The 23,322-nt window shown below is 72.1% G+C and carries 20 protein-coding genes; 12 read left to right on the top strand and 8 right to left on the bottom strand.

Features of this window, described 5'->3' with window-relative positions:
- Window positions 1-96: 96 nt before the first annotated feature.
- A complete protein-coding gene (locus ACZ6RC_RS23355) occupies window positions 97-798 on the top strand; it encodes a DUF6197 family protein (protein ID WP_469586373.1) in 702 nt (233 codons plus the stop codon).
- Here ACZ6RC_RS23355 and ACZ6RC_RS23350 read toward each other — a convergent pair.
- From ACZ6RC_RS23350 to ACZ6RC_RS23340, 3 genes are all read right to left on the bottom strand, one after another.
- Window positions 755-1,684: an oxygenase MpaB family protein gene (locus tag ACZ6RC_RS23350; protein WP_469586370.1), complete on the bottom strand. Its 930-nt coding sequence runs from the start codon at window positions 1,682-1,684 to the stop codon at window positions 755-757. The two genes, ACZ6RC_RS23355 and ACZ6RC_RS23350, sit on opposite strands and share 44 nt — an antisense overlap.
- Before the next feature lie 63 nt (window positions 1,685-1,747).
- Complete coding sequence (locus ACZ6RC_RS23345) at window positions 1,748-2,638, bottom strand: VOC family protein (RefSeq protein WP_469586368.1); 891 nt, start codon at window positions 2,636-2,638, stop codon at window positions 1,748-1,750.
- Between the two features lie 141 nt (window positions 2,639-2,779).
- Window positions 2,780-3,217, bottom strand: coding sequence for a nitroreductase family deazaflavin-dependent oxidoreductase (locus tag ACZ6RC_RS23340; RefSeq protein ID WP_391133739.1), 438 nt, complete (start codon window positions 3,215-3,217; stop codon window positions 2,780-2,782).
- Window positions 3,218-3,504: 287 nt separating this feature from the next.
- Between ACZ6RC_RS23340 and ACZ6RC_RS23335 the strand changes: the two genes are divergently transcribed.
- The gene (locus tag ACZ6RC_RS23335) at window positions 3,505-4,680 is read left to right on the top strand and encodes an FUSC family protein (protein WP_391135878.1); all 1,176 of its coding nucleotides are present in this window, start codon (window positions 3,505-3,507) and stop codon (window positions 4,678-4,680) included.
- 15 nt (window positions 4,681-4,695) lie between these two features.
- Here the strand turns inward: ACZ6RC_RS23335 and ACZ6RC_RS23330 are convergent, their stop codons facing one another.
- Window positions 4,696-4,887: a hypothetical protein gene (locus ACZ6RC_RS23330; RefSeq protein ID WP_365715707.1), complete on the bottom strand. Its 192-nt coding sequence runs from the start codon at window positions 4,885-4,887 to the stop codon at window positions 4,696-4,698.
- Between the two features lie 217 nt (window positions 4,888-5,104).
- On the opposite strand from ACZ6RC_RS23330, the gene ACZ6RC_RS23325 reads away from it, so the two are divergent.
- The 3 genes from ACZ6RC_RS23325 (at window position 5,105) to ACZ6RC_RS23315 (ending at window position 8,151) form a co-directional block, all read left to right on the top strand.
- Window positions 5,105-5,383, top strand: coding sequence for a hypothetical protein (locus ACZ6RC_RS23325; RefSeq protein ID WP_453610526.1), 279 nt, complete (start codon window positions 5,105-5,107; stop codon window positions 5,381-5,383).
- 98 nt (window positions 5,384-5,481) lie between these two features.
- Window positions 5,482-5,934 carry an SRPBCC family protein gene (locus tag ACZ6RC_RS23320; RefSeq protein ID WP_391133734.1) on the top strand — a complete coding sequence of 151 codons (453 nt, stop codon included), beginning with the start codon at window positions 5,482-5,484 and terminating at the stop codon, window positions 5,932-5,934.
- A 435-nt stretch (window positions 5,935-6,369) separates the two neighbouring features.
- Window positions 6,370-8,151 carry a S8 family peptidase gene (locus ACZ6RC_RS23315; protein WP_469586756.1) on the top strand — a complete coding sequence of 594 codons (1,782 nt, stop codon included), beginning with the start codon at window positions 6,370-6,372 and terminating at the stop codon, window positions 8,149-8,151.
- A gap of 120 nt (window positions 8,152-8,271) precedes the next feature.
- Here ACZ6RC_RS23315 and ACZ6RC_RS23310 read toward each other — a convergent pair whose 3' ends face one another.
- The 4 genes from ACZ6RC_RS23310 to ACZ6RC_RS23295 form a co-directional block, all read right to left on the bottom strand.
- A complete protein-coding gene (locus ACZ6RC_RS23310; RefSeq protein ID WP_469586362.1) occupies window positions 8,272-9,849 on the bottom strand; it encodes a GMC family oxidoreductase in 1,578 nt (525 codons plus the stop codon).
- A complete protein-coding gene (locus ACZ6RC_RS23305; RefSeq protein ID WP_391133728.1) occupies window positions 9,846-11,399 on the bottom strand; it encodes an APC family permease in 1,554 nt (517 codons plus the stop codon). Before ACZ6RC_RS23305 ends, ACZ6RC_RS23310 begins: the two co-directional genes overlap by 4 nt.
- Before the next feature lie 167 nt (window positions 11,400-11,566).
- Window positions 11,567-13,039: an aldehyde dehydrogenase family protein gene (locus tag ACZ6RC_RS23300; protein WP_469586357.1), complete on the bottom strand. Its 1,473-nt coding sequence runs from the start codon at window positions 13,037-13,039 to the stop codon at window positions 11,567-11,569.
- Window positions 13,040-13,208: 169 nt separating this feature from the next.
- Window positions 13,209-13,955 (bottom strand): class E sortase, encoded by a 747-nt coding sequence (locus ACZ6RC_RS23295; RefSeq protein WP_469586354.1) that lies wholly within the window; start codon window positions 13,953-13,955, stop codon window positions 13,209-13,211.
- A gap of 274 nt (window positions 13,956-14,229) precedes the next feature.
- On the opposite strand from ACZ6RC_RS23295, the gene ACZ6RC_RS23290 reads away from it, so the two are divergent.
- From ACZ6RC_RS23290 to ACZ6RC_RS23260, 7 genes are all read left to right on the top strand, one after another.
- Window positions 14,230-15,675, top strand: a complete 1,446-nt coding sequence (locus ACZ6RC_RS23290) for a glyceraldehyde-3-phosphate dehydrogenase (protein WP_391133718.1) — start codon at window positions 14,230-14,232, stop codon at window positions 15,673-15,675.
- Between the two features lie 320 nt (window positions 15,676-15,995).
- The gene (locus ACZ6RC_RS23285) at window positions 15,996-16,904 is read left to right on the top strand and encodes a methyltransferase domain-containing protein (protein ID WP_469586350.1); all 909 of its coding nucleotides are present in this window, start codon (window positions 15,996-15,998) and stop codon (window positions 16,902-16,904) included.
- A 381-nt stretch (window positions 16,905-17,285) separates the two neighbouring features.
- A complete protein-coding gene (locus ACZ6RC_RS23280; protein ID WP_453617973.1) occupies window positions 17,286-17,924 on the top strand; it encodes a hypothetical protein in 639 nt (212 codons plus the stop codon).
- A gap of 494 nt (window positions 17,925-18,418) precedes the next feature.
- Window positions 18,419-19,510, top strand: a complete 1,092-nt coding sequence (locus ACZ6RC_RS23275) for a sugar ABC transporter substrate-binding protein (protein WP_391133710.1) — start codon at window positions 18,419-18,421, stop codon at window positions 19,508-19,510.
- A gap of 126 nt (window positions 19,511-19,636) precedes the next feature.
- Complete coding sequence (locus ACZ6RC_RS23270; RefSeq protein WP_391133707.1) at window positions 19,637-20,416, top strand: ATP-binding cassette domain-containing protein; 780 nt, start codon at window positions 19,637-19,639, stop codon at window positions 20,414-20,416.
- Window positions 20,413-21,690, top strand: a complete 1,278-nt coding sequence (locus tag ACZ6RC_RS23265; protein WP_391133704.1) for a sugar ABC transporter permease — start codon at window positions 20,413-20,415, stop codon at window positions 21,688-21,690. Before ACZ6RC_RS23270 ends, ACZ6RC_RS23265 begins: the two co-directional genes overlap by 4 nt.
- 350 nt (window positions 21,691-22,040) lie before the next feature.
- Window positions 22,041-23,297 (top strand): serine hydrolase domain-containing protein, encoded by a 1,257-nt coding sequence (locus ACZ6RC_RS23260; RefSeq protein ID WP_469586343.1) that lies wholly within the window; start codon window positions 22,041-22,043, stop codon window positions 23,295-23,297.
- Window positions 23,298-23,322: the final 25 nt, after the last annotated feature.

The following is a 23,322-nucleotide window of genomic DNA, read 5'->3' as shown; positions in this document are numbered from 1 at the left end:
GTCGCGCACCTTGTGCGAGGTGATATTCAAGATAAACCGGTAGATGGCCGACATTCTGCTGAGAGAGCGGACCGATCGAGCCAGGAGCGTGCCCACATGCCGACCACCGCCGACGACCCCACCCTCGGCCGCACCCTCGACCCGGCGCTCGACATCGGCCGTGATCCGTCCGGGGTCCTCGCTCCCGACCCGTTGCTCGACACCGTCGACCGCGCCGCCGCCGAACTGTACGAGACCGCCGCCTGGCAGGGGATCGTCCGCCACTGGGACGTCTCCGCGGAGCCGGCCGAGGCGACCTCGGCCTCCGCCGGCCCGGCCCCCGAGGGGGACTGGCGCGCCCTGCTCTCGGTGCCCGTCGACCGGCTCGTCGCCACCGCCCTGGACGCCCTGCCCGCCCCGCCGCCCCCCGAGCGGCCGCTCCCCGGCCGGCTCGGCGCGATCCTCCCCGACCGCCTGCACAGCTGGCGCCGCATCGGCCGCCCCGACCTACGGCCCTCCACCCACCTCGCCCACGCCCGCCGCGTCCTCGTGGAGTGGGGCTGGCAGAACCGGCCGTACCGCCTCCGCGACACCAGGGGCGCCCGCTGCGTCTGCGGCGCCCTGCTCACCGCCCACCGCCTCGGCTACGGCAGCGCCGACACCATGAACCGCTCCGCCGCCTGGCTGGTCACCGAGCTGCGCGCGCAGGGCTGGACGGACCTCATCGGCCCCTGGAACCGCGCCCCAGGACGCACCGCCGACCAGGCGCTCGCCCTTATCGACGCGACGATCCGCCGGGCCGCGCTCGCGGGAGAGTGACCGCCTCGCCCTCGTCGTACGTACGCGGCCGGGGCGCCATCGCCCACCGGATCGACCCCGTCACCAGCCGTCCGCCCACCCGCGCCCCGTCCCACACCGGGCCGGGCAGGCGCGGCAGCCCCAGAGGCTCCCGGGCCCAGGGCGGCAGCAGCTCCACCGAGGCCGCGGCGAGCAGCGCGTACGGCGGGCGGGCCTGCCAGGGGATCGGGGGCCGCAGCAACAGGAAGCGGGCGGTCTCCCGGGAGTCCGGCGTGGCCCGCAGCTCGGCGCGGTACGCGTCCATCCGCTCCGCCAGTTCGGCGAGGCTGCGCGGGGGATCCGGCACGCCGAGTTCCCGCGCGATCCGTGCCGTGTCCGCCACGTACCCGTCGTAGCCGGCGTCGTCGAGCGGGGTCGCCCCGTACGTGCGGTGCGCCCGGAGGAAGCTGTCGACCTCCGCCACGTGCACCCAGCACAGCAGGTGCGGATCGGAGGCGTGGTACGGGACACCGTCCGGCGTGGTCCCGCTGACCCGCTCGTGCACGGCCCGGACCCGCTCCACGGCGTGCCGGGCGTCCTCGTCCGCACCGAACGTCGTCACGGCGAGGAACGCGCTGGTCCGGTGCAGCCGGCCCCAGGGATCGCCCCGGAACCCGGAGTGGGCCGAGACCGCCGCCATCGCGAGGGGGTGGAGCGACTGCAGGAGCAGCGCCGTCAGCCCTCCGACGAACATGGAGGCGTCGCCGTGGACCGCGCGGATCGGCCGGTCGGGGCCGAACCAGCGGGGACCCGGCGCGCCGTGGACGCGGGCGCGCGTCCGGGCGCCCGAGGGGCCTGCCACCCGGCGGAAGAGCGTGGCGCCGAGCCGTTCCCTCAGATCGTCGACGGTAGGGGGCTGCCATCCCATGCGTTCAGTATGCGTCCGGAGGGGCGGACTCCGGCCGGGCGTGACGCGGAAGGCTCCCGCGCCTCAGACGCCACCGGCGTCCGAGCGGTCGGTGTCCGGGCTTCCGATGTCCGGGCTTCCGCTGTCCGGACTTCCCCTGTCCGGGCCGCCGGTGCCCGTGCCGTCCGCGAGGGCGCCGTCCGCGACCGTGAAGAGGCCGCCGTCCGGATCCCGCAGGATGATCTCGCGCCCCCGCGCCGTGGTCACCACCTCGGAGGCCTTGCCGCCCCCCAGGCTCAGGGCGGTCTCGACGGTCTTGTCCACGTCCTCCACACGGAAGTGGACGTGCCAGCGGGGCCGGACCTGCGGGTCGGGCGCGGCCTCCACAGCCCCGCCGGAGATCCGGGCGACGGTGACGTCCCGATGGCTCAGCACGACGTGGTCGTCCTCGTACGAGACCTGGCAGCAGTCCGGCCGCTCGCTCGCCCAGTCCAGCACCTCGGCGTAGAAGATCGCCGCGTCGAACGCGTTCCTGGTCCGCAGCTCCAGCCAGGCGGGGGCGCCGCCCCGGCCCACGCTCCAGTCGGGGATGAGCTCGCCCTCCCAGATGCCGAAGACGGCCCCCTCCCGGTCCGCCGCGAGCGCCGCGCGGCCGGTCCCGAAACGCAGCGGGCCGACCGCGACGGTGGCGCTGCGCTCCCGGATGCGGGCCGCCGTCAGATCGGCGTCCTCCACGGCGAAGTACGGCGTCCAGGCGACCGCCACCGCCAGCCGGGGCGCGAGGGCCCCGACGCCGGCCACCGGGGCGCCGTCGCGGAAGGCCACGGAGAACTCCTCGCCCAGGGGCGTGGGACGGAACTCCCAGCCGAACAGGGCACCGTAGAAGGTCTCGGCGGCCCGCAGGTCGCGGGCGAGGAGGCTGACCCAGCAAGGGGCGCCGGGCACCGTGTGGCTCGAGGTCGACACAGACTTCATCCATCCGTCCTGGACGCCTGACAGCTTCACATCCCACCCCACCCCACCCCACCTCACCCCCGGCAAGATCGCCATTCCGAGGGGGGACGGAGCGCCCGCACGGCGGCCGGCCGCGCGACCCGCCCCGTACGCGCACCGGGGTCAGCCCAGCGGTTCCACCACGAAGACGGGGATCTCACGCTCGGCCTTGCGCTGGTAGCCGGCGTAGTCCGGGAAGGCGGCCACCGCCCGCTCCCACCAGACGCGCCGCTCCTCGCCGGTCACCAGCCGCGCCCGCATGTCCCGGACCTTCGGCCCGTCCCGCAGTTCGACCACGGGGGAGGCGACGAGATTGTGGTACCAGACGGGGTGCTTCACCGCTCCGCCGTTCGAGGCCACCAGGGCGTAGACGCCCTCGTGCTCCACCCGCATCAGCGGCGTCTTGCGGATCTTCCCGCTCCGGGCGCCGACGTTCGTGACCAGGACGACGGGCAGGCCGCGGATCGTGGTGCCCTTCGTGCCGCCGGAGGACTCGTACAGCTCCACCTGCTCGCGCACCCACGTCGACGGGCTCGGCTCGTACTCTCCTTCGAGCGGCATCCTGACTCGTCTCCTTCGCCTGGTCCGACGCGTCCCACGCGCCTGTCGGGTCCGGCCCTGACCCCGCGGGCCCGGCCGGCGTAACGCGACCGCCCCGGTCCGGGGACGGCGCCGGCGCGATCCGCCGCCCCGACGCTATCCGACCCCCCGCCGGCGCGCACGTGTGCCCCGCACGGCGTGCGAAGCGGCCCGAGTTGCGAAAACCTGGGGGAGCCAGGAGACCGCAGCGCACACGGAAGGACCGGGGAAACCACGTGGCGGACGTCCGCACCGCGCTCCGACGACCGATGGCCCAACTGCTCGCACGGCGCAGAGAACCGGCCGTCGTCCAGACCCTTCGCTCGACCGCGGCGGCGACCATCGCCTACGTCGTCGCCCTCCAGCTCAGCAGTGAGGCGGCGCCCCTGACAGCGCCCCTGACGGCGCTCCTCGTCGTCCAGGTCACCCTCTACTCCACGCTCACCACCGGCATCCGCCGGGTCAACGCGGTCGTCGTCGGCGTGCTCATCGCCATCGCGTTCAGCGTCCTCGTCGGCCTCACCTGGTGGAGTCTCGGCCTCGTCATCCTCGCGGCGCTGGTGGTGGGGCGGTTCGTGCGGGTCGACGAGTTCGTGCCCGAGGTCGCCATCAGCGCGATGCTCGTGCTCGGCGTCACCCAGGTCGCGAACACCGCCTGGGACCGCGTCCTGGAGACCCTGATCGGCGCCGTCGTCGGTCTGCTGTTCAACGTGCTGCTCGTGCCACCCGTCTGGGTGGGGACCGCGGGGGAGTCCATCGAGGAACTCTCCCGCCGCATGCGGCAACTGCTGCTGGGCATCGGCGAGGAACTCACCGCGCCCACCCCGGTGGAACAGGCCGCCGCCCGGCTGCACGAGGCGCGCCGCCTCGACAACGACATCGCGGACGTCGACGCCGCCCTCCGCCAGGCCGAGGACAGCCTGCGCCTCAACCCGCGCGTCAAGGAAGGGCTCCTGCACCGCATCGTGCTGCGCACCGGCCTGGACACCCTGGAGATCTGCGCCGTCGTGCTGCGCGTGCTCGCCCGCACCCTCACGGACCTCGCCAAGGCCCGGCAGGACGAGGACCTGGTCCCCGTGGAGGTGGGGCCCGCCATCGAGGAGCTGCTCTCCCACCTCGCCGACACCCTGGTCAGCTTCGGCGTCCTCGTCACCACAAGGGTCAGCGAGAGCGCCGACGCCGCCGAGGAACGCCTCACCGGCGAACTCCTCGCCGCCCGAGCCGTCCGGGACAACGCGGCGGAGCTGCTGCTCGGGGTCGTCCAGCGCGAGCCGCGGCAGTGGCAGCTGTACGGCGCGCTGCTGGCCGAAGTGGACCGCATCCTGGACGAACTCGACCTGGACCACCGGTCACGCCGTCTGATGGAGGAGCTGGACCGCCACTCGCGCGAGCGCAAGGAGAAGCGGCCGCGGCTGACGGCGCTCCGGGAACGCATGGGTTTCTGAGCCCGCGGGCCGTCGTCATCGCCGGTCGTTCATCAGCTCCTGGAACGAGTGCATGCAGGAGGCGCAGTGCCGGTCGGTCTTGTCGCGCTCTTCGGTGGGCACGCCGTGCAGGGACTGGCCGCACAGGGCCGTCCGGTTGCCCACGGGGGCGACGTGCCACACGAAGACCCCGTCCGGGGTCGCGATGCCGACGTGCATTTCGTACATGGTCGTCTCCATGCTCGGCGGGCGGTTGCCCCTCCAGTGCACCGGAGACCGGGCCGGTTGCACGCCCGGAGCGCCGCTGTTCGGGTGACGGGCCGGTGACCACACCCGCGGTGACCTGGACGGATACGGAGCGCTACCGTCCCGCCCGCGGGCCGGGGGAGAGATGGCTACGCTGGATGCGGAGCCGCGGACGGCGCGGCCCGGCGGGAGGCGACCCATGCGACGACGCCACCACTTCCACATCGACCACGCGGGGCATTCCGTGAGCGCGACCGTGCGGACGGGGCACGGCGGCGCGGTGGAGGTGCTCGTCGACGGCAAGGAGACGGGGTACGCCAAGCTCTCCGGCGACCGTCCGGTGGCCGTGACCGTCGAGCTCCCCACCGACCCGCCGTCCCAGGCGGTCGTCCACGCGACCCCCGGCCCGGGCGAGCCCCACTGCGCCCTCGAAGTGGCGGGAGCCGAACCGAAGCCGATGTCTCCGCGGTCCTATTAGGCCGTGTTCCGAAACTCCCCGCCCTCGAAGAGGTGTGAGTCCTCCGGTCGAGGTTAGGCGGATCTCCGTAACAGTCCCCAACCGATAAGGGTGTTCCCATGTCGAAGGTCGAGGAGTCCGTCGAGGTCGAGGTTCCGGTGCGCGCGGCGTACGACCAGTGGACGCAGTTCGAGACGTTCCCGAACTTCATGGACGGTGTGGAGCGGATCGAGCAGCGCACGGACACGCTCACCCACTGGGTGACGGAGATCGGCGGAGTCCGCCGCGAGTTCGACGCCGTCGTCACCGAACAGATCCCGGACGAGCGCGTCGCCTGGACGACCGTGGAGGGCGAAGCGCGGCAGGCCGGCGTCGTCACGTTCCACCGTCTCGACGACACCCGCACGAAGGTCATGCTCCAGATGGACTTCGCCCCCGAAGGGCTGACGGAGCAGGTCGGCGACAAGCTCGGGTTCGTCAAGCGGAAGGTCACGGGCGATCTCAAGCGGTTCAAGTCGTTCATTGAGGAGCGCGGCGGCCACGAGACGGGCGCCTGGCGCGGCTCGGTGTGACGCCCCGTCGCGTGAAGCGACCCGGCGCCCCCGCCTGATCGGGAGCGCCCCCAGGCCCGACGGCCTGGCCCGGACGATCCGACCGTCCGGGCCAGGCCGTCGGTCCTTGTCGTCGGACGTGTCACCTTCCGCCGCGGGCGGACGGCGTCGGCGGTCCCGAGTGCAGGTACCGGCATGAGCACCGCTCCCGAGAGGACACGACCAGGGAACGAAGCGGTGCATCCCGTTCGAAGACCACCCCGATCGCCACCCCGCCAGGTCAACACTGGGTAACGCAGACGGTCTTGTCGGACAGAATCCTTCCTTCCGCCCGGATCGTCTGGGATCTTGCGTCCACCCCACACATCACAGGGCCCGGCCGGCGCCACCAGCGCCACCGGGCCATCGGAGGACGCATTGTTTTCCCACATATCCAGCCGGCTGAGACACTCCGCCCTGGCGGCCGTCGCCCTCGGGGCGACCGTGGCCCTCGCCGCGCCCGCGGGAGCGGCGCACGCGGCGCCGATCGCCATCCCGGAGCCCTCGTCCCCCTCGGCGCGCACCGCGACGGCGCCGACGGCCACGACGGCGGCCTCCACGGCCTGGGCGGCCGGCACCCGCGCCTATCTGGTGATCACCGCCCCCGGTGACACCTCGGCCGCGCGCACCGCCGTCGCGAACAACGGCGGCTCCGTCTTCGCCTCGTACGACGCCATCGGCGTGATCGTGGCGCACTCGGCCTCGGCGGCCTTCGCCTCCTCGATGCGCGCCGTGAGCGGCGTCCAGCAGGTCGGCGCGACCCGGACGTCCGACGTCCCGGCCGACGCCTACAACCCGGCGATCCCGCCCAACCCGACGCAGTCGGCCACGACGCTCACCGAGTCCAACCGCTGGGACATGACCCAGATCAAGGCGGACCAGGCCTGGGCCGTCACGACCGGATCGGCCACCGTCAAGGTCGGCGTCCTCGACACCGGCGTGGACGACCAGCACCAGGACATCGCGCCCAACTTCAACGCCGCCGACTCGGTCTCCTGCGCCTACGGCAAGGCGGACACGCGCGCCGGCGCCTGGCGCGACGTCGACACCCACGGCACGCACGTGGCCGGCACGATCGCGGCCGCCAAGAACGGCAAGGGCGTCATCGGCGTCGCGCCGGGCGTGAAGATCTCCTCGGTCCGCATCGCCGAGAAGCCGAGTGGACTCTTCTTCGCGGAGAACACCGTCTGCGGCTTCATGTGGGCCGGTGACCACGGCTTCAAGGTCACCAACAACAGCTACTACACCGACCCGTGGCAGTTCAACTGCCCGGACAACGCGGACCAGGCCGCCATCATCGAGGGCGTGCGCCGGGCGCAGGCGTACGCCGAGAGCAAGGGCTCCCTCCAGATCGCGGCGGCGGGCAACTCCAACTACGACCTGGCGAACAAGACGACCGACTCGGAGAGCCCCAACGACTCCACCCCGGTCAGCCGCACGATCACCAACGCCTGCATCGACATCCCGACCGAGCTGCCGGGCGTCGTGACGGTCGCCGCCATGGGCAACGGCAACGTCAAGGCGTCGTACTCCAACTTCGGCAACGCCGTCATCGACGTCGCGGCCCCCGGCGGCGACGGCGCCTCCGGTGTCTACTCGACGCTTCCGGGCGGCAAGTACGGCAACAAGAACGGCACCTCGATGGCCTCCCCGCACGTCGCGGGCGTCGCCGCGCTCATCGCGAGCGTCAACCCGGCCCTGACCCCGGCGCAGATCCGCGACCGGCTCGCCACGCAGGCCGGCGACATCGCCTGCCCCTCGGACAGCCGCTGCACGGGCACCACGTCCAAGAACGGCTTCTTCGGCGACGGACAGGTCGACGCGCTCAAGGCCGTCGGCGGCAGCACCCCGCCGCCCGGGAAGTACTTCGAGAACCCGACCGACGTCACCGTCGCCGACAACGCCACCGTCGAGAGCCCGATCACGGTCAGCGGCGTCAGCGGCAACGCCCCGGCTACCCTCAAGGTGGGCGTCGACATCAAGCACACCTACATCGGTGACCTGAAGGTCGACCTGGTCGCCCCCGACGGCACCGTCTACACCCTCCACAACCGGGCCGGCGGCGGTACGGACAACCTCGTCCAGACCTTCACCGTCAACGCCTCCGCCGAGGTCGCGAACGGCGTCTGGAAGCTCCGCGTGAACGACAACGCCAGCCAGGACACCGGCCGCGTCGACGCCTGGAACCTGACCTTCTGACAGGTCCGGGAGGGCCCGCCCCGCGAGCCCCGACCCGCCCCCGGGCGACAGCACATGGAGCCCGCCCCGGCCATGTCGGCCGGGGCGGGCTCTCGCAGCTCACGACCCGAGGGAGGCCGGTCAGGCGTCCTCACGCAGCAGATCGGCGCACTTCTCGCCGATCATCATCGTCGTGATGCACGGATTGACGGTGACGAGGTCCGGCATGACCGACCCGTCCGCCACCCGCAGACCCTCCACGCCCTTGACCCGCAGACGCGCGTCGAGGGGCGCCAGCGGATCGTCGTCCGCGCCCATCTTCACCGTGCACGCGGGGTGGTAGACGGTGTTGTGTGTCTTGTGGATGTAGTCGAGCAGCTCGTCGTCCGTGTGCACGTCCGGCCCGGGCGCCAGTTCGGCCCCGGCCCAGCCGGCGAGCGCGGGCTGCCCGGCGATCCGGCGGGCGAGCCGGAGACCGTACGTCATCACCCGTACGTCGTGCTCGTGGGTGAAGTACCGCGGGTCGACCTTCGGCTTGTCGCGGTAGTCCCGGGTCCGCAGCCGGACCGTGCCGCGCGACTTGGCCCGGGTGACGTTCGGCGTCAGGCAGAAGGCGTTCTCGGACGTCGGATAGCCGTGCCGCGCGGTGTTCATGTCGAACGGCACGGAGCCGTAGTGGAACATCAGGTCCGGCCGGTCCAGGCCCGGCTCGGTGTCGTAGAAGATGCCCGCCTCCCACCACTGGCTCGACACCGTGGGCATGGGCTGCTTCGCCTCCCACATGATGACGCCCTCGGGATGGTCCTGGAGGTTCTCGCCGACCCCGGCGGAGTCCACCACGACCTCCACGCCCACCTCCCGCAGATGCTCGGCGGGCCCGATGCCGGAGAGCATCAGCAGCTTCGGCGTGTCGATGGAGCCGCACGACACCACGACCTCGCGCCGCGCCCGGACCCGCCGGGTGTGGACGAGATCCGGGTCCAGGTACTCGGCGCCCACGCAGCGGCGCCCTTCGAGGACCAGCTTCTTGGCCCGCACCCCGGTCCGGATCTCCAGGTTGGGGCGCTTGCCCATGATCGGGTGCAGATACGCCACCGAGGAGGACTGGCGGACGTTGTTCTCGTCGGAGTTGATCTGGAACCAGTTGGCGCCGCGCGTCACCGTACGGCCGGTGTTGAAGGGCGTCGTCGGGATGCCGGCCTGGTCACACGCCTTCAGCAGCGCCTCGCCGCACGGGTCGCCGCCCTTGAGCGTGCGGAGCTTCACCGGACCGGTCCGCCCGTGGTGGTCCCCGGGGGCGTCGTTGTTCTCCAGGCGCCGGTACAGCGGGAACAGGTCCGCCGCGCTCCAGCCCGTACAGCCGCCCCGCTCCCAGTCGTCCAGATCCTCCGCCGGCGCCCAGAAGGCGATGCAGGAGTTGTGGGAGGAGCAGCCGCCGAGCACCTTGGCGCGGGCGTGCCGCATGAAGCTGTTGCCGCTGGCCTGCGGCTCGACCGGATAGTCCCAGTCGTAGCCGGAGTCCAGCAGGCCCATCCACCGGTCCAGCTTGAGGACGTTGTCGTCGCCGACGTCGCTGGGGCCCGCCTCGAGGACGCAGACCCTCACGGACGGGTCCTCGCTGAGCCGGGCGGCCACGACGTTGCCCGCCGTGCCGCCGCCGACCACGACGTAGTCGAAGACCTCGTCGGCCGCCTCGGTCGCTGTGCGTGCTTCGGTCATGAGGGGATGGTCTCCTTCGCTGCGGCGGCCGCGGGGGCCGCTTCGGCGGCGTGCTCGGCGAGGACGCCGGTACGGTGCCGCTGTACGAACCAGTAGTAGGCGAAGCCGCCCAGCGCGATCGCGCCGACGAACAGCACCGCGCCCCAGCGCAGGTACCAGTGGAACGGGGCGGCGGCGTTGTAGACGGCCGCGCGCGGCCAGATGAGGTTCAGGGTCATCGCGCCGCCCCACAGCACGGCGAGGATGTTCACCGGGACGCCCCAGCGGCCCAGCGAGAACCGGCCCTCGGCCGGCTTCCACCGGCCGCGCAGCCGGGCCACCAGCATCGGCACGGTCACCAGCAGGTAGGCCACGTAGATCATCACGATGCCGATGCTGGTGACGACGGTGAAGATCTGCGGCTGACGGATGTTGACCAGCAGGATCGCCAGCGCGAGCACGCCGATGATGACGGTCGGCAGGATCGGGGTGCCGAACCGCGGGCTGACCTTCGCCAGTCGCGAGGACGCGGGCAGGTTGTTGTCCCGCGCCATGGCGAAGGCGAGCCGGACCGCCGCCGTGTGCACCGCGAGCGCGCAGACGGTGACCGCGATCAGGACGCACCACAGCATGGCCTTGCCGGCCGTCGGGCCGAGGACGTCGAGGACGACGTACTGCAGTCCGTCGGAGGACAGCTTCTCGCCCCGCAGGTTCGACACGCTCATCAGCGCGAGGATGAGGATCAGTCCGCCGAGGACGAAGGAGGCGACGATCGCCCGGATGATGGCGCGCGGGGCGTTGCGCGACGGGTCGAGCGACTCCTCGCCGAGCGAGGCAGCGGTGTCGAAGCCGTACATCACGTACGCCGAGGCGAGCGAGGCGATCAGGAACGCCCCGAGATAGCCGAACGGCTGGCCGGAGCCGGTGCCGGCGGTCTCGGTGACGACCTGCGGGCCGCGGACGACGTTGATGGCGAGCAGCACGATCAGCACGACCGTGGCGATCAGTTCGAGGAAGACCCCGGCGGTGTTGATCCTCGCCATCAGCTTCACGCCGAAGGCGTTGACGACCGTGGTGAAGAGGATGAGCACGGCGGCGAGGAGCACCGCGTTGGTCGCCACGTCGTACGTCCCGGTGCCGTCTCCCACGAACTGGAAGAAGGAGGAGATCTGCGGAAGCGTCAGTTGGTAGGCGAGGGCGACGGCGGCGATCGAGACGACCGAGGCGATGAGCATCATCCAGCCGGCCAGCCAGCCGACGTGCCCGTTCCCCACCTTCTTCGCCCAGTTGTAGATGGAGCCGGCCACGGGATAGCGCGCGGCCAGCTCCGCGAAGCAGAGCGCGACCATGAACTGCCCGGCGAAGACCATCGGCCAGGACCACCAGTAGGCGGGCCCGCCGCTGGCGAAGCCGAAGTAGAAGAGCTGGAAGGTGCCGGTGAGGATCGAGATGTACGAGATCCCGGCGGCGAAGGTGTGGAAGTTGCCGAGCGTCCGCTTGAGTTCGGGGCGGTACCCGAACTCGGTCAGCTCGGCGTCGTCACCCGGCGGGGACGGCGGGGCAGTGGCCATGGGTCGACTCCTGGGCAGTAGCGATGCGGTCAGGCGAGGGACTGGCGAAGGACTGACGAAGGACTGGCGACGAAGGGGCGGGGGACCGGCGAGAGCGCGGCGCGGGGCCGGTCGAGGTGTGGCGAACCAGCCCTGTGGTTCACGAACCGGCCCCGCGTCTCACGGGGTCAGGCGAACCAGCCCTGCGGCTCGGGTGCGGTGTTGCGCCAGATGTGCTTGGTCTCGCGGTACTCCGCCAGGCCGGCCGGACCGAGCTCCCGCCCGGTGCCGGACTGCTTGAAACCGCCCCACTCGGCCTGCGGCACATAGGGGTGGTAGTCGTTGATCCATACGGTTCCCAGGCGCAGGCGTGCCGCCATGCGCCGGGCCTTGCCCTCGTCGCTCGTCCAGACCGCGCCCGCGAGACCGTAGATCGTGTCGTTCGCGAGCCGTACGGCCGCGTCCTCGTCACCGTCGGCGAACCGCTCCACGGTCAGCACCGGCCCGAAGGACTCCTCCCGCACCACCGACATCTCGCTCCGGCAGGCGTCGAGGACGGTCGGCAGGTAGTAGTACCCCTCGTCGTACGCGGGGCCTTCCGGCCGGGCCCCGCCGCAGCGCAGCACCGCGCCCTCGGCGATGCCCCGCTCGACGTACGCCTCGACCTTGGCGCGGTGGGCGGCGGAGATCAGCGGCCCCGTCCGCGCGTCCTCGTCGAACGGGCCGCCGAGCCTGATCTCCTGTGCCCTGCGGACGAGTTCGTCGACGAACCGGTCGTGCAGCGAGTCCTCGACGAGCAGCCGGGCGCCCGCCGAGCAGACCTGGCCCGAATGCAGGAAGACCGCCGTCAGCGCCATGTCCACGGCCGCCTCGAAATCGGCGTCGGCGAAGACGATGTTCGGGTTCTTGCCGCCCAGCTCCAGGGCCACCTTCTTGACCGTCCCGGCGGCCGCCGCCATCAGCCGGCGGCCGGTCTGCAGACCGCCGGTGAAGGAGACCAGGTCGACGTCGGGATGGTCGGCGAGCGGCGCTCCCGCCTCCGGGCCGGCGCCGAGGACCAGGTTGGCGACCCCGTCCGGCAGTCCCGCCTCGGCGAGCAGCCGCATCAGGTGGATCGCGGTGTGCGGGGTGAGTTCGCTCGGCTTCAGCACGAAGGTGTTGCCCGCGGCGAGCGCCGGCGCCACCTTCCACGCGGTCTGGAGCAGCGGATAGTTCCACGGCGTGATCAGCCCGCAGACCCCGACCGGCTCGTATACGACCCGGCTGTCGGCGCCCGCCGTACCCGTGTCGATCACGCGTCCCGCCTCGGCGGCGGCGAGCCGTCCGAAGTAGCGGAAGCAGTTGACGATGTCGTCGATGTCGTACGCGCTCTCCACCAGTCGCTTGCCGGTGTCGAGGGACTCGGCGCGGGCAAGCGCCTCCTTGTCCCGGGCGAGGAGGTCCGCCACGCGCAGCAGCAGGTCACCGCGATCCGCGGCGGGGGTGGTGGGCCACGGGCCCTCGTCGAAGGCGCGGCGCGCGGCCGCGATGGCCTCGACGGTGTCCTTGCCGCTGGCCTCGTCGACGACGGCGACCAGCCCGCCGTCGGCGGGACACCGGATCTCACGGGTGCGCCCGTCGAGCGCGGACTGCCAGCTTCCGTCGATGAAGAGTTCGGGCATGTTCTCGTTCCTCCAGGTCAGCGCCGTCGGGAGGCGCCTTCGCGGCTGGGCACCTATCCGGCGGGCCGTCTTCTATGCCGAATGTGACGGTCGCCACGTCGGCGGGAGGAACTTCGGAGGAGGGTGGGAGGCCAGGAGACCGTGGCTGGGAGGAGAGGGGGGAAGGGGCTCAGGACGCGGCCGGCCGGGTGGAGGTCAGAACGCCGATCTTGTCGATGCGGTGCTCGGGGTTGCCGTTCTCGTCGCGCCAGAAGTTGCCCGCCGCGTCGTCCTCCGGCGTCGCGCAGGTGGATATCGTGATCATGGCCTTGGTGGGCTTCACGCCCGGCTCGCCCGGAACCGCCGCCCGTTGCTCGGCGAGGGAGCGCTCGGACCGGAAGGACGTCTGCCGGGTCTCGACGATCTCGTACGTGTACACCGTGCCGTCCGCCGCCCTGACGGAGACCGAGTCGCCCTTCTTCACCTCGGGGAGGTCCCGCAGCGGCCCTCCCGCCGAGAGCCGGTGGGCCGTCACCAGGAAGTTGCCGACCTCCCCGGGGCCGACCCCGCCGCCCTTGCCGTACGGGCTGGCGGCGACGCCGCGGTCCTGAATCCGGGTGCCCGGCGTGTCGTCGGTCGTCCCCTCGTACGGCACGACCCGCAGGTCCTCGATGCCGATCGCGGGCAGGGAGAGCCGGGACGGCCGTGTCCGCTCGGCGGGATCCGGGGTCGGCGCCGCCGCGACGGGGTCCGCGGGCGGGGCGTCGGGCGGAGTGACCGCCGACGGAAGGGAGGGGCTGGGAGCCGCCGGGGCCGGGGACGTCGTCCCGGGCGCGGGGGAAGGCGCCGTCGCACGGCTGCCGAGGACGGAGCATCCCATCAGCGCGGCGAGGGCCGCGGCGAGGAGGGCGAGGGTGAGGGCTCTGGCACGGATCATGGCGATTCCCGAAGGGCAGCCGAGAAAGCTCGGGTCACCGACGGCGGCGATGACCGCACAACGCCGTAACGACGTCTTTCGATCGCCTATTCCCCTGACGATCGTGCGTACCGCGGGAGGTGCCGCGAGCGACCGGTCTCCGGCCGGGAGGCTCTGGCGCGGCGCCGGTAGAGGCCCGAGTGGGGTCCCGAGGGGCCGTTCCCCAGGCCCCCTTGAAAGATCAAACGACAGCCGGGTTAGCATATGAGCGCCGCCTAGCTCGAAAGATAAGCCTGTGACTGTCAATGACGACTCGTTCACCAACTGGAAGCACCGCGAGGAGATCGCGGAGTCGATGATCCCCATCATCGGGAAGCTGCACCGCGAGCAGGACGTGACCGTCCTCCTCCACAGCCGCTCCCTGGTGAACAAGTCGGTGGTCAGCATTCTCAAGACCCACCGATTCGCTCGGCAGATCGCCGGTGAGGAACTCTCGGTCACCGAGACCCTGCCGTTCCTCCAGGCCCTCACCGCGCTGGACCTCGGCCCCTCCCAGATCGACATCGGCATGCTCGCCGCGACGTACAAGACCGACGACCGCGGTCTGACGGTCGCCGAGTTCACCGCCGAGGCCGTCGCCGGTGCCACGGGCGCCAACAAGATCGAGCGCCGCGACGGACGCGACGTCGTCCTCTACGGCTTCGGCCGCATCGGCCGCCTCGTCGCCCGCCTCCTCATCGAGAAGGCCGGCTCGGGCAACGGTCTGCGCCTGCGCGCCATCGTCGTCCGCCAGGGCGGCGACCAGGACATCGTCAAGCGGGCCTCGCTGCTGCGCCGTGACTCCATCCACGGCCAGTTCCAGGGCACCATCACCGTCGACGAGGCGACCAGCACGATCGTCGCCAACGGCAACGCGATCAAGGTGATCTACGCCAACGACCCCTCCGAGGTCGACTACACGGCGTACGGCATCAAGGACGCCATCCTCATCGACAACACGGGCAAGTGGCGCGACCGCGCGGGCCTCTCCAAGCACCTGCGCCCCGGCGTGGACAAGGTCGTCCTGACGGCCCCCGGCAAGGGCGACGTGCCCAACATCGTCCACGGCGTCAATCACGACACCATCAAGCCGGACGAGCGGGTCCTGTCCTGCGCCTCGTGCACCACGAACGCGATCGTCCCGCCGCTGAAGGCCATGGACGACGAGTACGGCGTTCTGCGCGGTCACGTGGAGACCGTCCACTCGTTCACGAACGACCAGAACCTGCTGGACAACTACCACAAGGCCGACCGTCGCGGCCGCTCGGCGCCGCTGAACATGGTGATCACCGAGACCGGTGCCGCCTCCGCCGTCGCCAAGGCGCTGCCCGACCTGAAGGCGCCCATCACCGGCAGCTCGATCCGCGTCCCCGTCCCGGACGTCTCGATCGCCATCCTGAGCCTGCGCCTGGGCCGCGAGACCACCCGCGACGAGGTCCTGGAGTACCTCCGCGACGTCTCGCTGCACTCGCCGCTCAAGCGTCAGATCGACTTCACCACGGCCCCCGACGCGGTCTCCATGGACTTCGTCGGCTCGCGGCACGCCTCGATCGTCGACGCGGGCGCCACCAAGGTGGACGGCGACAACGCCATCCTCTACCTCTGGTACGACAACGAGTTCGGCTACTCCTGCCAGGTCATCCGGGTCGTCCAGCACGTCTCCGGAGTCGAGTACCCGACCTTCCCGGCCCCGGCGGTCTGATCCCGACGGACATCTGGCACCGGACACCGGCTCGGCCGAAAGGGGCGTCCGACTACCCGTACGGGTCGTCGGACGCCCCTTTCGGCCGCACGGCGCGCTCTCCGCCTCAGGCACGGCGCGCCTGAAGCGGACGCGCGATGCAGGATGGGCGGACGGCGGCCGCGGGACGGGCCGCCCGGCACCGCCGCCCCCGCCTGGAGAGGTCCGGCCATGAGACTGTCCGACGACCCGCAGTCCGACGACCCGCTGTTCCGGTCCCGCGCCGCCCGACGACGGCGGCCCGTCCCGGCCGGCGCCCCCGGCGGCACGACGGCGACGCCGTGACCGCCGCACCGCACGGCTCGGCGCCCCACGGCGCCGGGCCCGGCGGGGGCGCTCCCGGGGGTGCGGCCGGCCCGGACACCCCGGACGGCGGGCGCTACGGCGAGGCCGTCTTCCGCCCCGGCCAGGCGGGCGAGGCCGAGCGCATCGACTTCGGCGCCCTCGCCTACGACGACCTCACCCGGGCACGCCTCCGCGCCCTCGGCGTCGGCCCGGGCTGGCGCTGCCTCGACGTCGGCGCCGGCACGGGGACGGTCTCCCGCTGGCTGCTGGAGGAGGCCGGGGCCGCGCACGTGCTCGCCGTCGACCGCGACGTACGCTTCCTCGGCGCGCGGCCCGCACCCGGGCTCGACGTGCTGGAGGCCGACATCACCGCCCCGGACTTCACGCCGGGCCGGTTCCGCCTGGTCCACGCGCGGTTCGTGCTGATGCACCTGCCCGAGCGGGAGCGGCTGATCACCCGCCTCGCCGAACTCGTCGAGCCCGGCGGTGTGCTGATGCTCAGCGACGCGGTGGACCTGACGAGCGACCGCACGGGTGACCCGCCGGGCGGCAGGCCGGCCGGCACGCCGTACGCCGCGATGATGCGGGCGATGTGGCGGGGGCTGCGGGACACCATCGGCACGGACGTCACCTGGGTTCCGTCCTACCCGGACCTGCTGCGGGCGGCGGGGCTCGGGTCCGTCGCCGCCGAGATCCATGTGCCGCCGCTGGTGCCGGGCAGCCCCATCAGCCGCTTCTGGGCGGACACCTGGGAGCGGAGCAGAACGGCGATGGTCGCCACCGCCCTGGTCGACGACGCCGCCGTCGACGCGGCGATCCGCTACCTGGACTCCGAGGAGTGCGCCGCCCTGTCGGCCGGCATGCTCACCGCCTGGGGCCGAAAGCCCGCGGAGAGCGCCCGCTGAGAGGCGCGGATGCCCGTGGGGGGCGCCCGCTGACCGGCCTGGGGGCGGAAGGCTGCGGACACCCCCTGACCGGCCCGGGGGCGGAAGGCCGTGGACACCCTCTGAGCGCGCGGGGGTGGAAGGCCGTGGGCATCCCCTGGCCGCGTGGGGGCGGAAGGCCGTGGGGGAGCACCCCCTGCCCACGCGGGGCGGAGCGCCTGTCATGTCTCGGTGTGTACGGGGCTCCTGCGCCCCGCTCCCACGGTCGTACCCGCTCGTCTCGCGGCCGGCGGGACTCCGGGGGAGCATGACCGGGACGGTGCCGGGCCGCCCGGCGGCGCCCGGCCCGCTCCCGCGCCGGCCCCCGATCGCCCTACGCCCCCCGACAGAAGGACGAGCCGCGTGACCCCCTCATTCCGCAGGAAGCATCCCGTCCGCGCCCGCGCGGCGAGCGCCGCGTCGGCGGTCGTCCTGGCGGCCCTCTCCGCCACCGCCCTCGTCTCGTGCGGCTCGGACGACGACTCGGGCGGCAGCTCGTCGGTCAGCGACGGGGCCACACCCCCCGACCAGGAGTCCTTCGCCGGCGAACCGCCCTCCGCGCTCGCCTCCGCGGCCGAGTCCGCCGCCGCCGAGGCCCGGGAGTCGGCCTCCTCCGCCGCGGCGTCGGCATCCGCCCGCGAGGCCTCCCGCAAGGCCTCCATCGGGACGGACATCGAGCAGTCCCGCCAGGCGGCCCAGAACGCCTTGAAGGACGTCGACGGCCGAGGCAACGCCCTGAACGAGGTCGGGATGACGGGCAAGCCGCGCGCCGAGACGGGCGGACGCCTCGCCGTCCTCGTCTCGGTCACCAACAAGACGCGGGCGGAGGCCTCCTACGCCGCCCAGGTCGACTTCCTCGACGCCTCCGGCAAGGTCGTCGAGACCCAGTTCGTCGGCACCGAGGACCTCGCCCCCGGGGGCCGCGCCCAACTCCTGGTCACCAGCCGCGAGCCCGCCTCGCCCCCGCTCACCCCCCGGCTGACCAAGGCACAGCGCTACTGACACCGCCTACCCCCGAAGGCCCGCGACGGCTGGCCGGGCCCTGCCCTCCCGGCCTCATACCCGACGGCCCGCGACGGCCGGGCCCCACCCGCCCGGCCTCATACGCGACGGCCCGCGACGGCCGGGCCCGAGCCGCCCGGCCCCACATGCGGCTGCTCCGCCATACCCGGCCGCCGCACCCGGCCCACCCCGCGCCTGGCGTCGCCGCCGAAGCCCGGGTGCGCGCCGACCTCCGTCGCCGCCCGGCCTCGCGAGGCCTTCCGTCGCCCGCCGGGAAGGGGGCGTCTCCTCCGTGCCCTGACCTTCTCGTCCCGTATCGACGGGCGTATGCCCGGACGGCCCCCGGGGCCGCCCGGCGGCGTCCGGCCGCCGCGCCCCGGCGGTTCACCCGCTTGCCGGTCCCCGGCTTGCCGCTAATGTCGATATATAGGCGATATGTGCAACCTCGTTCCCGCGCTCGTCCGAGGGAAGGGGGCGTACGAGAGGAGCCTCCCATGACCCGTACATTGCGCGGGGCGATAGCCCTCGCCGGAGCCGTGGCCCTGTCCCTGGGCGCGGTCGCGACCACCGGCGCATCCTCGTCGGCGGCGGACAGCGCGGCGCAGGGCGAGGTGAAGATCGGGCTGCTGCTGCCGGAGAGCAAGACGACGCGGTACGAGAAGTTCGACCGGCCGTACATCGAGCAGAAGATCAAGGAACTGGCCCCCGACGCGCAGATCGACTACTACAACGCGGCCGAGAGCGCCACGACCCAGCAACAGCAGGTCAACACCGCGCTCGCCAAGGGCGACAAGGTGCTGATCCTGGACGCCGTCGACGCCAAGTCGATCCAGTCCTCCGTGCAGAAGGCCCATGACGCGGGCGTGAAGGTCGTGGCGTACGACCGCCTCGCCCAGGGCCCCGTCGACGCCTACGTCTCGTACGACAACCGCAAGGTGGGCGAGCTGCAGGGCCAGGCCCTGCTCGACGCGCTCGGCGACAAGGCCGGGAGCGGCCAGATCGTGATGCACAACGGCTCGCCGACCGACCCGAACGCCGCCGAGTTCAAGGCCGGCGCCCACTCGGTCCTCGACGGCAAGGTGAAGATCGGCAAGGAGTACGACACCCCTAACTGGGACCCGAACAACGCCAACCAGCAGATGTCGGGCGCCATCAGCTCGCTGGGCAAGGAGAACATCGTCGGCGTCTACTCGGCCAACGACGGTCTCGCCGCCGGCATCGCCACCGCCCTCAAGGCGGCCGGCATGAACGTGCCGCTGACCGGCCAGGACGCCCAGCTCGACGCCGTCCAGCGGATCCTCCTCGGCACCCAGACGATCACGGTCGAGAAGCCGTACAAGCCGGAGGCCGACATCGCCGCGACGATGGCCGTCAACCTCGCGGAGGGCAAGCCGATCCCCGCCGACCTGACGCCCACCACCGTCACCAGCGGCAGCGGACAGAAGGTCCCGGCCAACCTCCTGACACCGATCGTGGTCGACAAGGACAACATCAAGGACACGGTCGTCAAGGACGGCATGTACACCGTCCAGGAGATCTGCACCCCGGCCTACGCCGCGGCCTGCAAGGAAGCCGGTCTCCAGTAACCACGAGACACCGCCCGCCCGACCGGCGGTACGCCGCCGGCAGGACGCCTGTGCGGCGTCCCGCCCGGGCAGCGGAACGCCGGTCCGGCGGGCGGTGACGGGGGCGAACGGGAGGAGGCGGTTCCGATGCCGGAGCCACCCGTGCTCACCCTCCGGGGCATCTCCAAGCGGTTCGGCGCGGTGCAGGCGCTGTCCGGCTTCGACCTGGAGGTCCACCCCGGCGAGGTCGTCGCGCTCGTCGGCGACAACGGCGCCGGCAAGTCGACCGCCGTCAAGGCGATCGCCGGCGTGAACCCGCCCGACGAGGGCGTCATCACCTGGGAGGGCCGCCCGGTCGCCATCAACAGGCCGCACGACGCCCAGCACCTCGGCATCGCGACCGTCTACCAGGACCTGGCGCTCTGCGACAACCTGGACGTGGTGGGCAACCTCTACCTCGGCCGTGAACTGCGCCGCTTCGGCGTACTGGACGAGGTGAGCATGGACAAGCGCTCCCGCGAACTGCTCGCCACGCTCTCCATCCGCATCCCCAGCGTCCGCATCCCCGTCGCCTCCCTCTCCGGCGGCCAGCGCCAGACCGTGGCCATCGCCCGCTCCCTCATCGGCGAGCCCAAGGTCGTCATCCTGGACGAGCCCACCGCCGCCCTCGGCGTGGAACAGACCGCGGAGGTCCTCGACCTGGTCGAGCGACTGCGCGACCGCGGCCTCGGCACCATCCTGATCAGCCACAACATGGTCGACGTCATGGCCGTCGCCGACCGGATCGCGGTCATGCGCCTCGGCCGCAACAACGGCTTCTTCGACAAGCGCTCCACCACCACCGAGGAGATCATCTCCGCCATCACCGGTGCCTCCGACAGCGCCGTCACCCGCCGCCAGGCGCGGAAGCGGGAGGAGGACCGATGAGCCGCGACCGAGGCCCTGACGACGTCTCCGCCCAGGAGCCGGCGCGCGACGCGATGCCCGCCGTCGACAGCCGGCTGCTCGTCCGCGAGGAGGGAGTGCGGGGCTACCTCGGGGAGTTCCGCCGCAAGCTGCGCAGCGGTGAACTCGGGTCCCTCCCCGTGGTCATCGCGGTCATCGTCATCTGGACGGTCTTCGGCAGCCTGAACAGCGCCTTCCTCTCCGCCCAGAACCTCTCCGACCTCAGCCAGCAGATCGTCGGCACCGGCATGATCGCCGTCGGGATCGTCTTCGTGCTGCTGCTCGGCGAGATCGACCTCTCCGTCGGCTCGGTCAGCGGCCTGTGTGCCGCGCTGTTCGCCGTCCTCAACGTCCTCAACGGCATGAACGAGTGGCTGGCGCTCCTCGTCGCCGTGGCGGGCGGAGCCGCCGTCGGCCTGATCCAGGGCTTCTTCTTCGCGAAGGTCGGTGTGCCCGCGTTCGTCGTCACTCTGGCGGGCAACCTCGCCTGGAACGGGCTGATGCTGCAGGTGCTCGGCACCAGCGGCACCGTCAACATCCCCGCCGAGAGCATCGTCACCCGGCTCTACTCGACCATCTTCCACAGCCCGGCCGCCGCCTACATCACCGCGGCCGTGGGCGTCGGCCTCTTCCTGGCCGCCTCCCTGCTGGACGCCAACCGCCGCAGGGCCGCCCAGGTGCCGTTCCGGCCGGTCGCGGAGATAGCGCTGCGTACGGTCGTCCTCGCGGCGATCGCCTTCGCCACCGCCTACATCCTCAACCAGTACCAGGGTCTCCCGCTCGCCCTGCTGATCTTCCTGATCCTGCTGGTGGTGCTCGACTTCGTGCTGCGCCGTACGACCTACGGGCGGCGCGTCTTCGCCGTGGGCGGCAACATCGAGGGCGCGCGACGGGCCGGCATCAGCGTCGCGTTCGTGCGGATGAGCGTCTTCTCGATCTCCGGCGCCATGGCGGCGGTCGGCGGCCTCTTCCTCGCCGGGCAGATCCAGTCCGCGAGCCAGACCTCCGGCGGCGGCAACCTGCTGATGAACGTCATCGCCGCGGCCGTCATCGGCGGCACCAGTCTCTTCGGCGGCCGCGGTTCGGTCTGGTCCGCGCTGCTCGGAGCCCTGGTGATCGGCTCCATCCAGTCCGGGATGAACATCATGGGCGTCAGCAACGCCGTCCAGTTCATGATCACCGGATCGGTGCTGCTGGCCGCCGTGGTCGTCGACTCGCTCTCCCGCCGGAGCCAGAAGGCCGCGGGCCGCGCCTGAGACCGCCCGCCCGAGATCCGCTTTCTCACCTAGGTCCTTCGACCGCCCCGCTCGCCGGGGCGGTCCCTCATGTGCCCGTAAGGGCGTACGGGCCCGTCCTCGCCCCCGCCTTCGGCCTCCTCATGCCGCGCCCCTTCGGCCTCCTCATGCCGCGCCGTCCGACCGGAACCTGACGCTCCGTCGCATCGGTGGCAGACGCGTGCCCCGTGACAGGAACCAACGCGGCGCGTTGGCACTCATGCTCCATGAGTCCCGTGAACGGCGCGCCGTGCTCGCTCCGCCCGGGACCCGACGGCACACCCGACCCGTGTGCCGGAGCCATGAGCCGAGGAAGAAGCCGAGGAAGTCACGTGCCCCTGTCGCCGCGCCGACGTCTTGCCCTGAGCGCCACCCTGATCGCCGTGATCGTCGGCGGTCTCGCCCCCGCCACAGCCGCCTCCGCGGCACCGGCGGCCCCCACCACCCCTGCCGCCCCTGCCGTCCCCGCGACTCCCGCTCCCGACATGGACGGCGTGTCCGCGGCCCTGACCGCCGCCATGGCCAACGGCGCCCCCGGCGCGATGGCCCGCTTCACCGGTCCCGACGGCGTCCGCACGCGGACGGCCGGAGTCCGCGACCGCGTCTCCGGCGCACCGATGGATACTCGGGCGCGCTTCCGGATCGGCAGCGTCAGCAAGACCTTCTCCAGCGTCGTCCTGCTCCAACTGGTCGACGAGGGCAGACTGGAGCTCGACGCGCCGGTCAACCGCTACCTCCCCGGACTGCTGCCCGACGACCGCATCACCGTCCGTCACCTGCTGACCCACCGCAGCGGCCTGGCCGACTACACCGACGCGATGTTCGCCAAGACCGTGCCCGGCTTCGAAGTCGTACGCAACCGCGTCTTCACCTATCAGGAGCTGGTCGACCTCTCGCTCGCCGAGCCCCGCACGACCGAACCGGGCGTGTCGTACAAGTACTCCAACGCCAACTTCGTCGTCGTCGGCATGCTCATCGAGGACGCCTCGGGCACCTCGGTCGCCAAGCAGTACGAGCGCCGTATCATCAAGCCGCTGAAGCTGCGCCACACCTCCTACGTCCACCCCGAGACGCGCATCAAGGGCCCGCACGTCCGCGGTTACCTCCACCCCGACGAGGAGGGCGGACCGCTCGTCGACTCCACGGAACAGACGGTCTCCTGGGCCCAGTCGGCCGGCGCCGTCATCTCCGACCCGGCGGACCTGAACACCTTCACGACCGCGCTGATGCGGGGCAGGCTGCTCTCGCCCCGGACATTGGACGCGATGACCACGGTCACCCCGACCGACGCCACCAACACCCGCTTCTACGGACTCGGCCTGCGCCGCTACGACCTGTCCTGCGGCACCCAGGTGTACGGCCACACCGGCACCGTCCAGGGCTTCTACACCTACGCCTTCGCCACCCGCGACGGCCGGCGCGCGCTCTCCGCGATGGCGAACACGTCGAACCGGGGCTCGGCCAACACGGCGCTCGGCGGAACGCTGGAGGCCGCCTTCTGCGGCAAGAAGGCCCCGGCGGCGACGTCGAAGGCGCGGCGCTCTCTCTCCTCGCTCCCGGCTGAGGCCGACCTCTTCGAACGCCGCTGACCCCGGCCTCGGCCCGAGCCCGCGA

The sequence above is a fragment of the Streptomyces sp. NPDC048353 genome (assembly GCF_055587165.1).
The sequence above is the reverse complement of the archived record's forward strand: the minus strand, read 5'-3'. Positions and strand labels throughout refer to the sequence as shown.

Coding starts and splice junctions, on each gene's coding strand:
- ACZ6RC_RS23355 (WP_469586373.1), top strand. CDS start 97: ATGCCGACCACCGCCGACGACCCCACCCTCGGCCGCACCCTCGACCCG.
- ACZ6RC_RS23350 (WP_469586370.1), bottom strand. CDS start 1,684: ATGGGATGGCAGCCCCCTACCGTCGACGATCTGAGGGAACGGCTCGGC.
- ACZ6RC_RS23345 (WP_469586368.1), bottom strand. CDS start 2,638: ATGAAGTCTGTGTCGACCTCGAGCCACACGGTGCCCGGCGCCCCTTGC.
- ACZ6RC_RS23340 (WP_391133739.1), bottom strand. CDS start 3,217: ATGCCGCTCGAAGGAGAGTACGAGCCGAGCCCGTCGACGTGGGTGCGC.
- ACZ6RC_RS23335 (WP_391135878.1), top strand. CDS start 3,505: ATGGCCCAACTGCTCGCACGGCGCAGAGAACCGGCCGTCGTCCAGACC.
- ACZ6RC_RS23330 (WP_365715707.1), bottom strand. CDS start 4,887: ATGTACGAAATGCACGTCGGCATCGCGACCCCGGACGGGGTCTTCGTG.
- ACZ6RC_RS23325 (WP_453610526.1), top strand. CDS start 5,105: ATGCGACGACGCCACCACTTCCACATCGACCACGCGGGGCATTCCGTG.
- ACZ6RC_RS23320 (WP_391133734.1), top strand. CDS start 5,482: ATGTCGAAGGTCGAGGAGTCCGTCGAGGTCGAGGTTCCGGTGCGCGCG.
- ACZ6RC_RS23310 (WP_469586362.1), bottom strand. CDS start 9,849: ATGACCGAAGCACGCACAGCGACCGAGGCGGCCGACGAGGTCTTCGAC.
- ACZ6RC_RS23305 (WP_391133728.1), bottom strand. CDS start 11,399: ATGGCCACTGCCCCGCCGTCCCCGCCGGGTGACGACGCCGAGCTGACC.
- ACZ6RC_RS23300 (WP_469586357.1), bottom strand. CDS start 13,039: ATGCCCGAACTCTTCATCGACGGAAGCTGGCAGTCCGCGCTCGACGGG.
- ACZ6RC_RS23295 (WP_469586354.1), bottom strand. CDS start 13,955: ATGATCCGTGCCAGAGCCCTCACCCTCGCCCTCCTCGCCGCGGCCCTC.
- ACZ6RC_RS23275 (WP_391133710.1), top strand. CDS start 18,419: ATGACCCGTACATTGCGCGGGGCGATAGCCCTCGCCGGAGCCGTGGCC.
- ACZ6RC_RS23270 (WP_391133707.1), top strand. CDS start 19,637: ATGCCGGAGCCACCCGTGCTCACCCTCCGGGGCATCTCCAAGCGGTTC.
- ACZ6RC_RS23265 (WP_391133704.1), top strand. CDS start 20,413: ATGAGCCGCGACCGAGGCCCTGACGACGTCTCCGCCCAGGAGCCGGCG.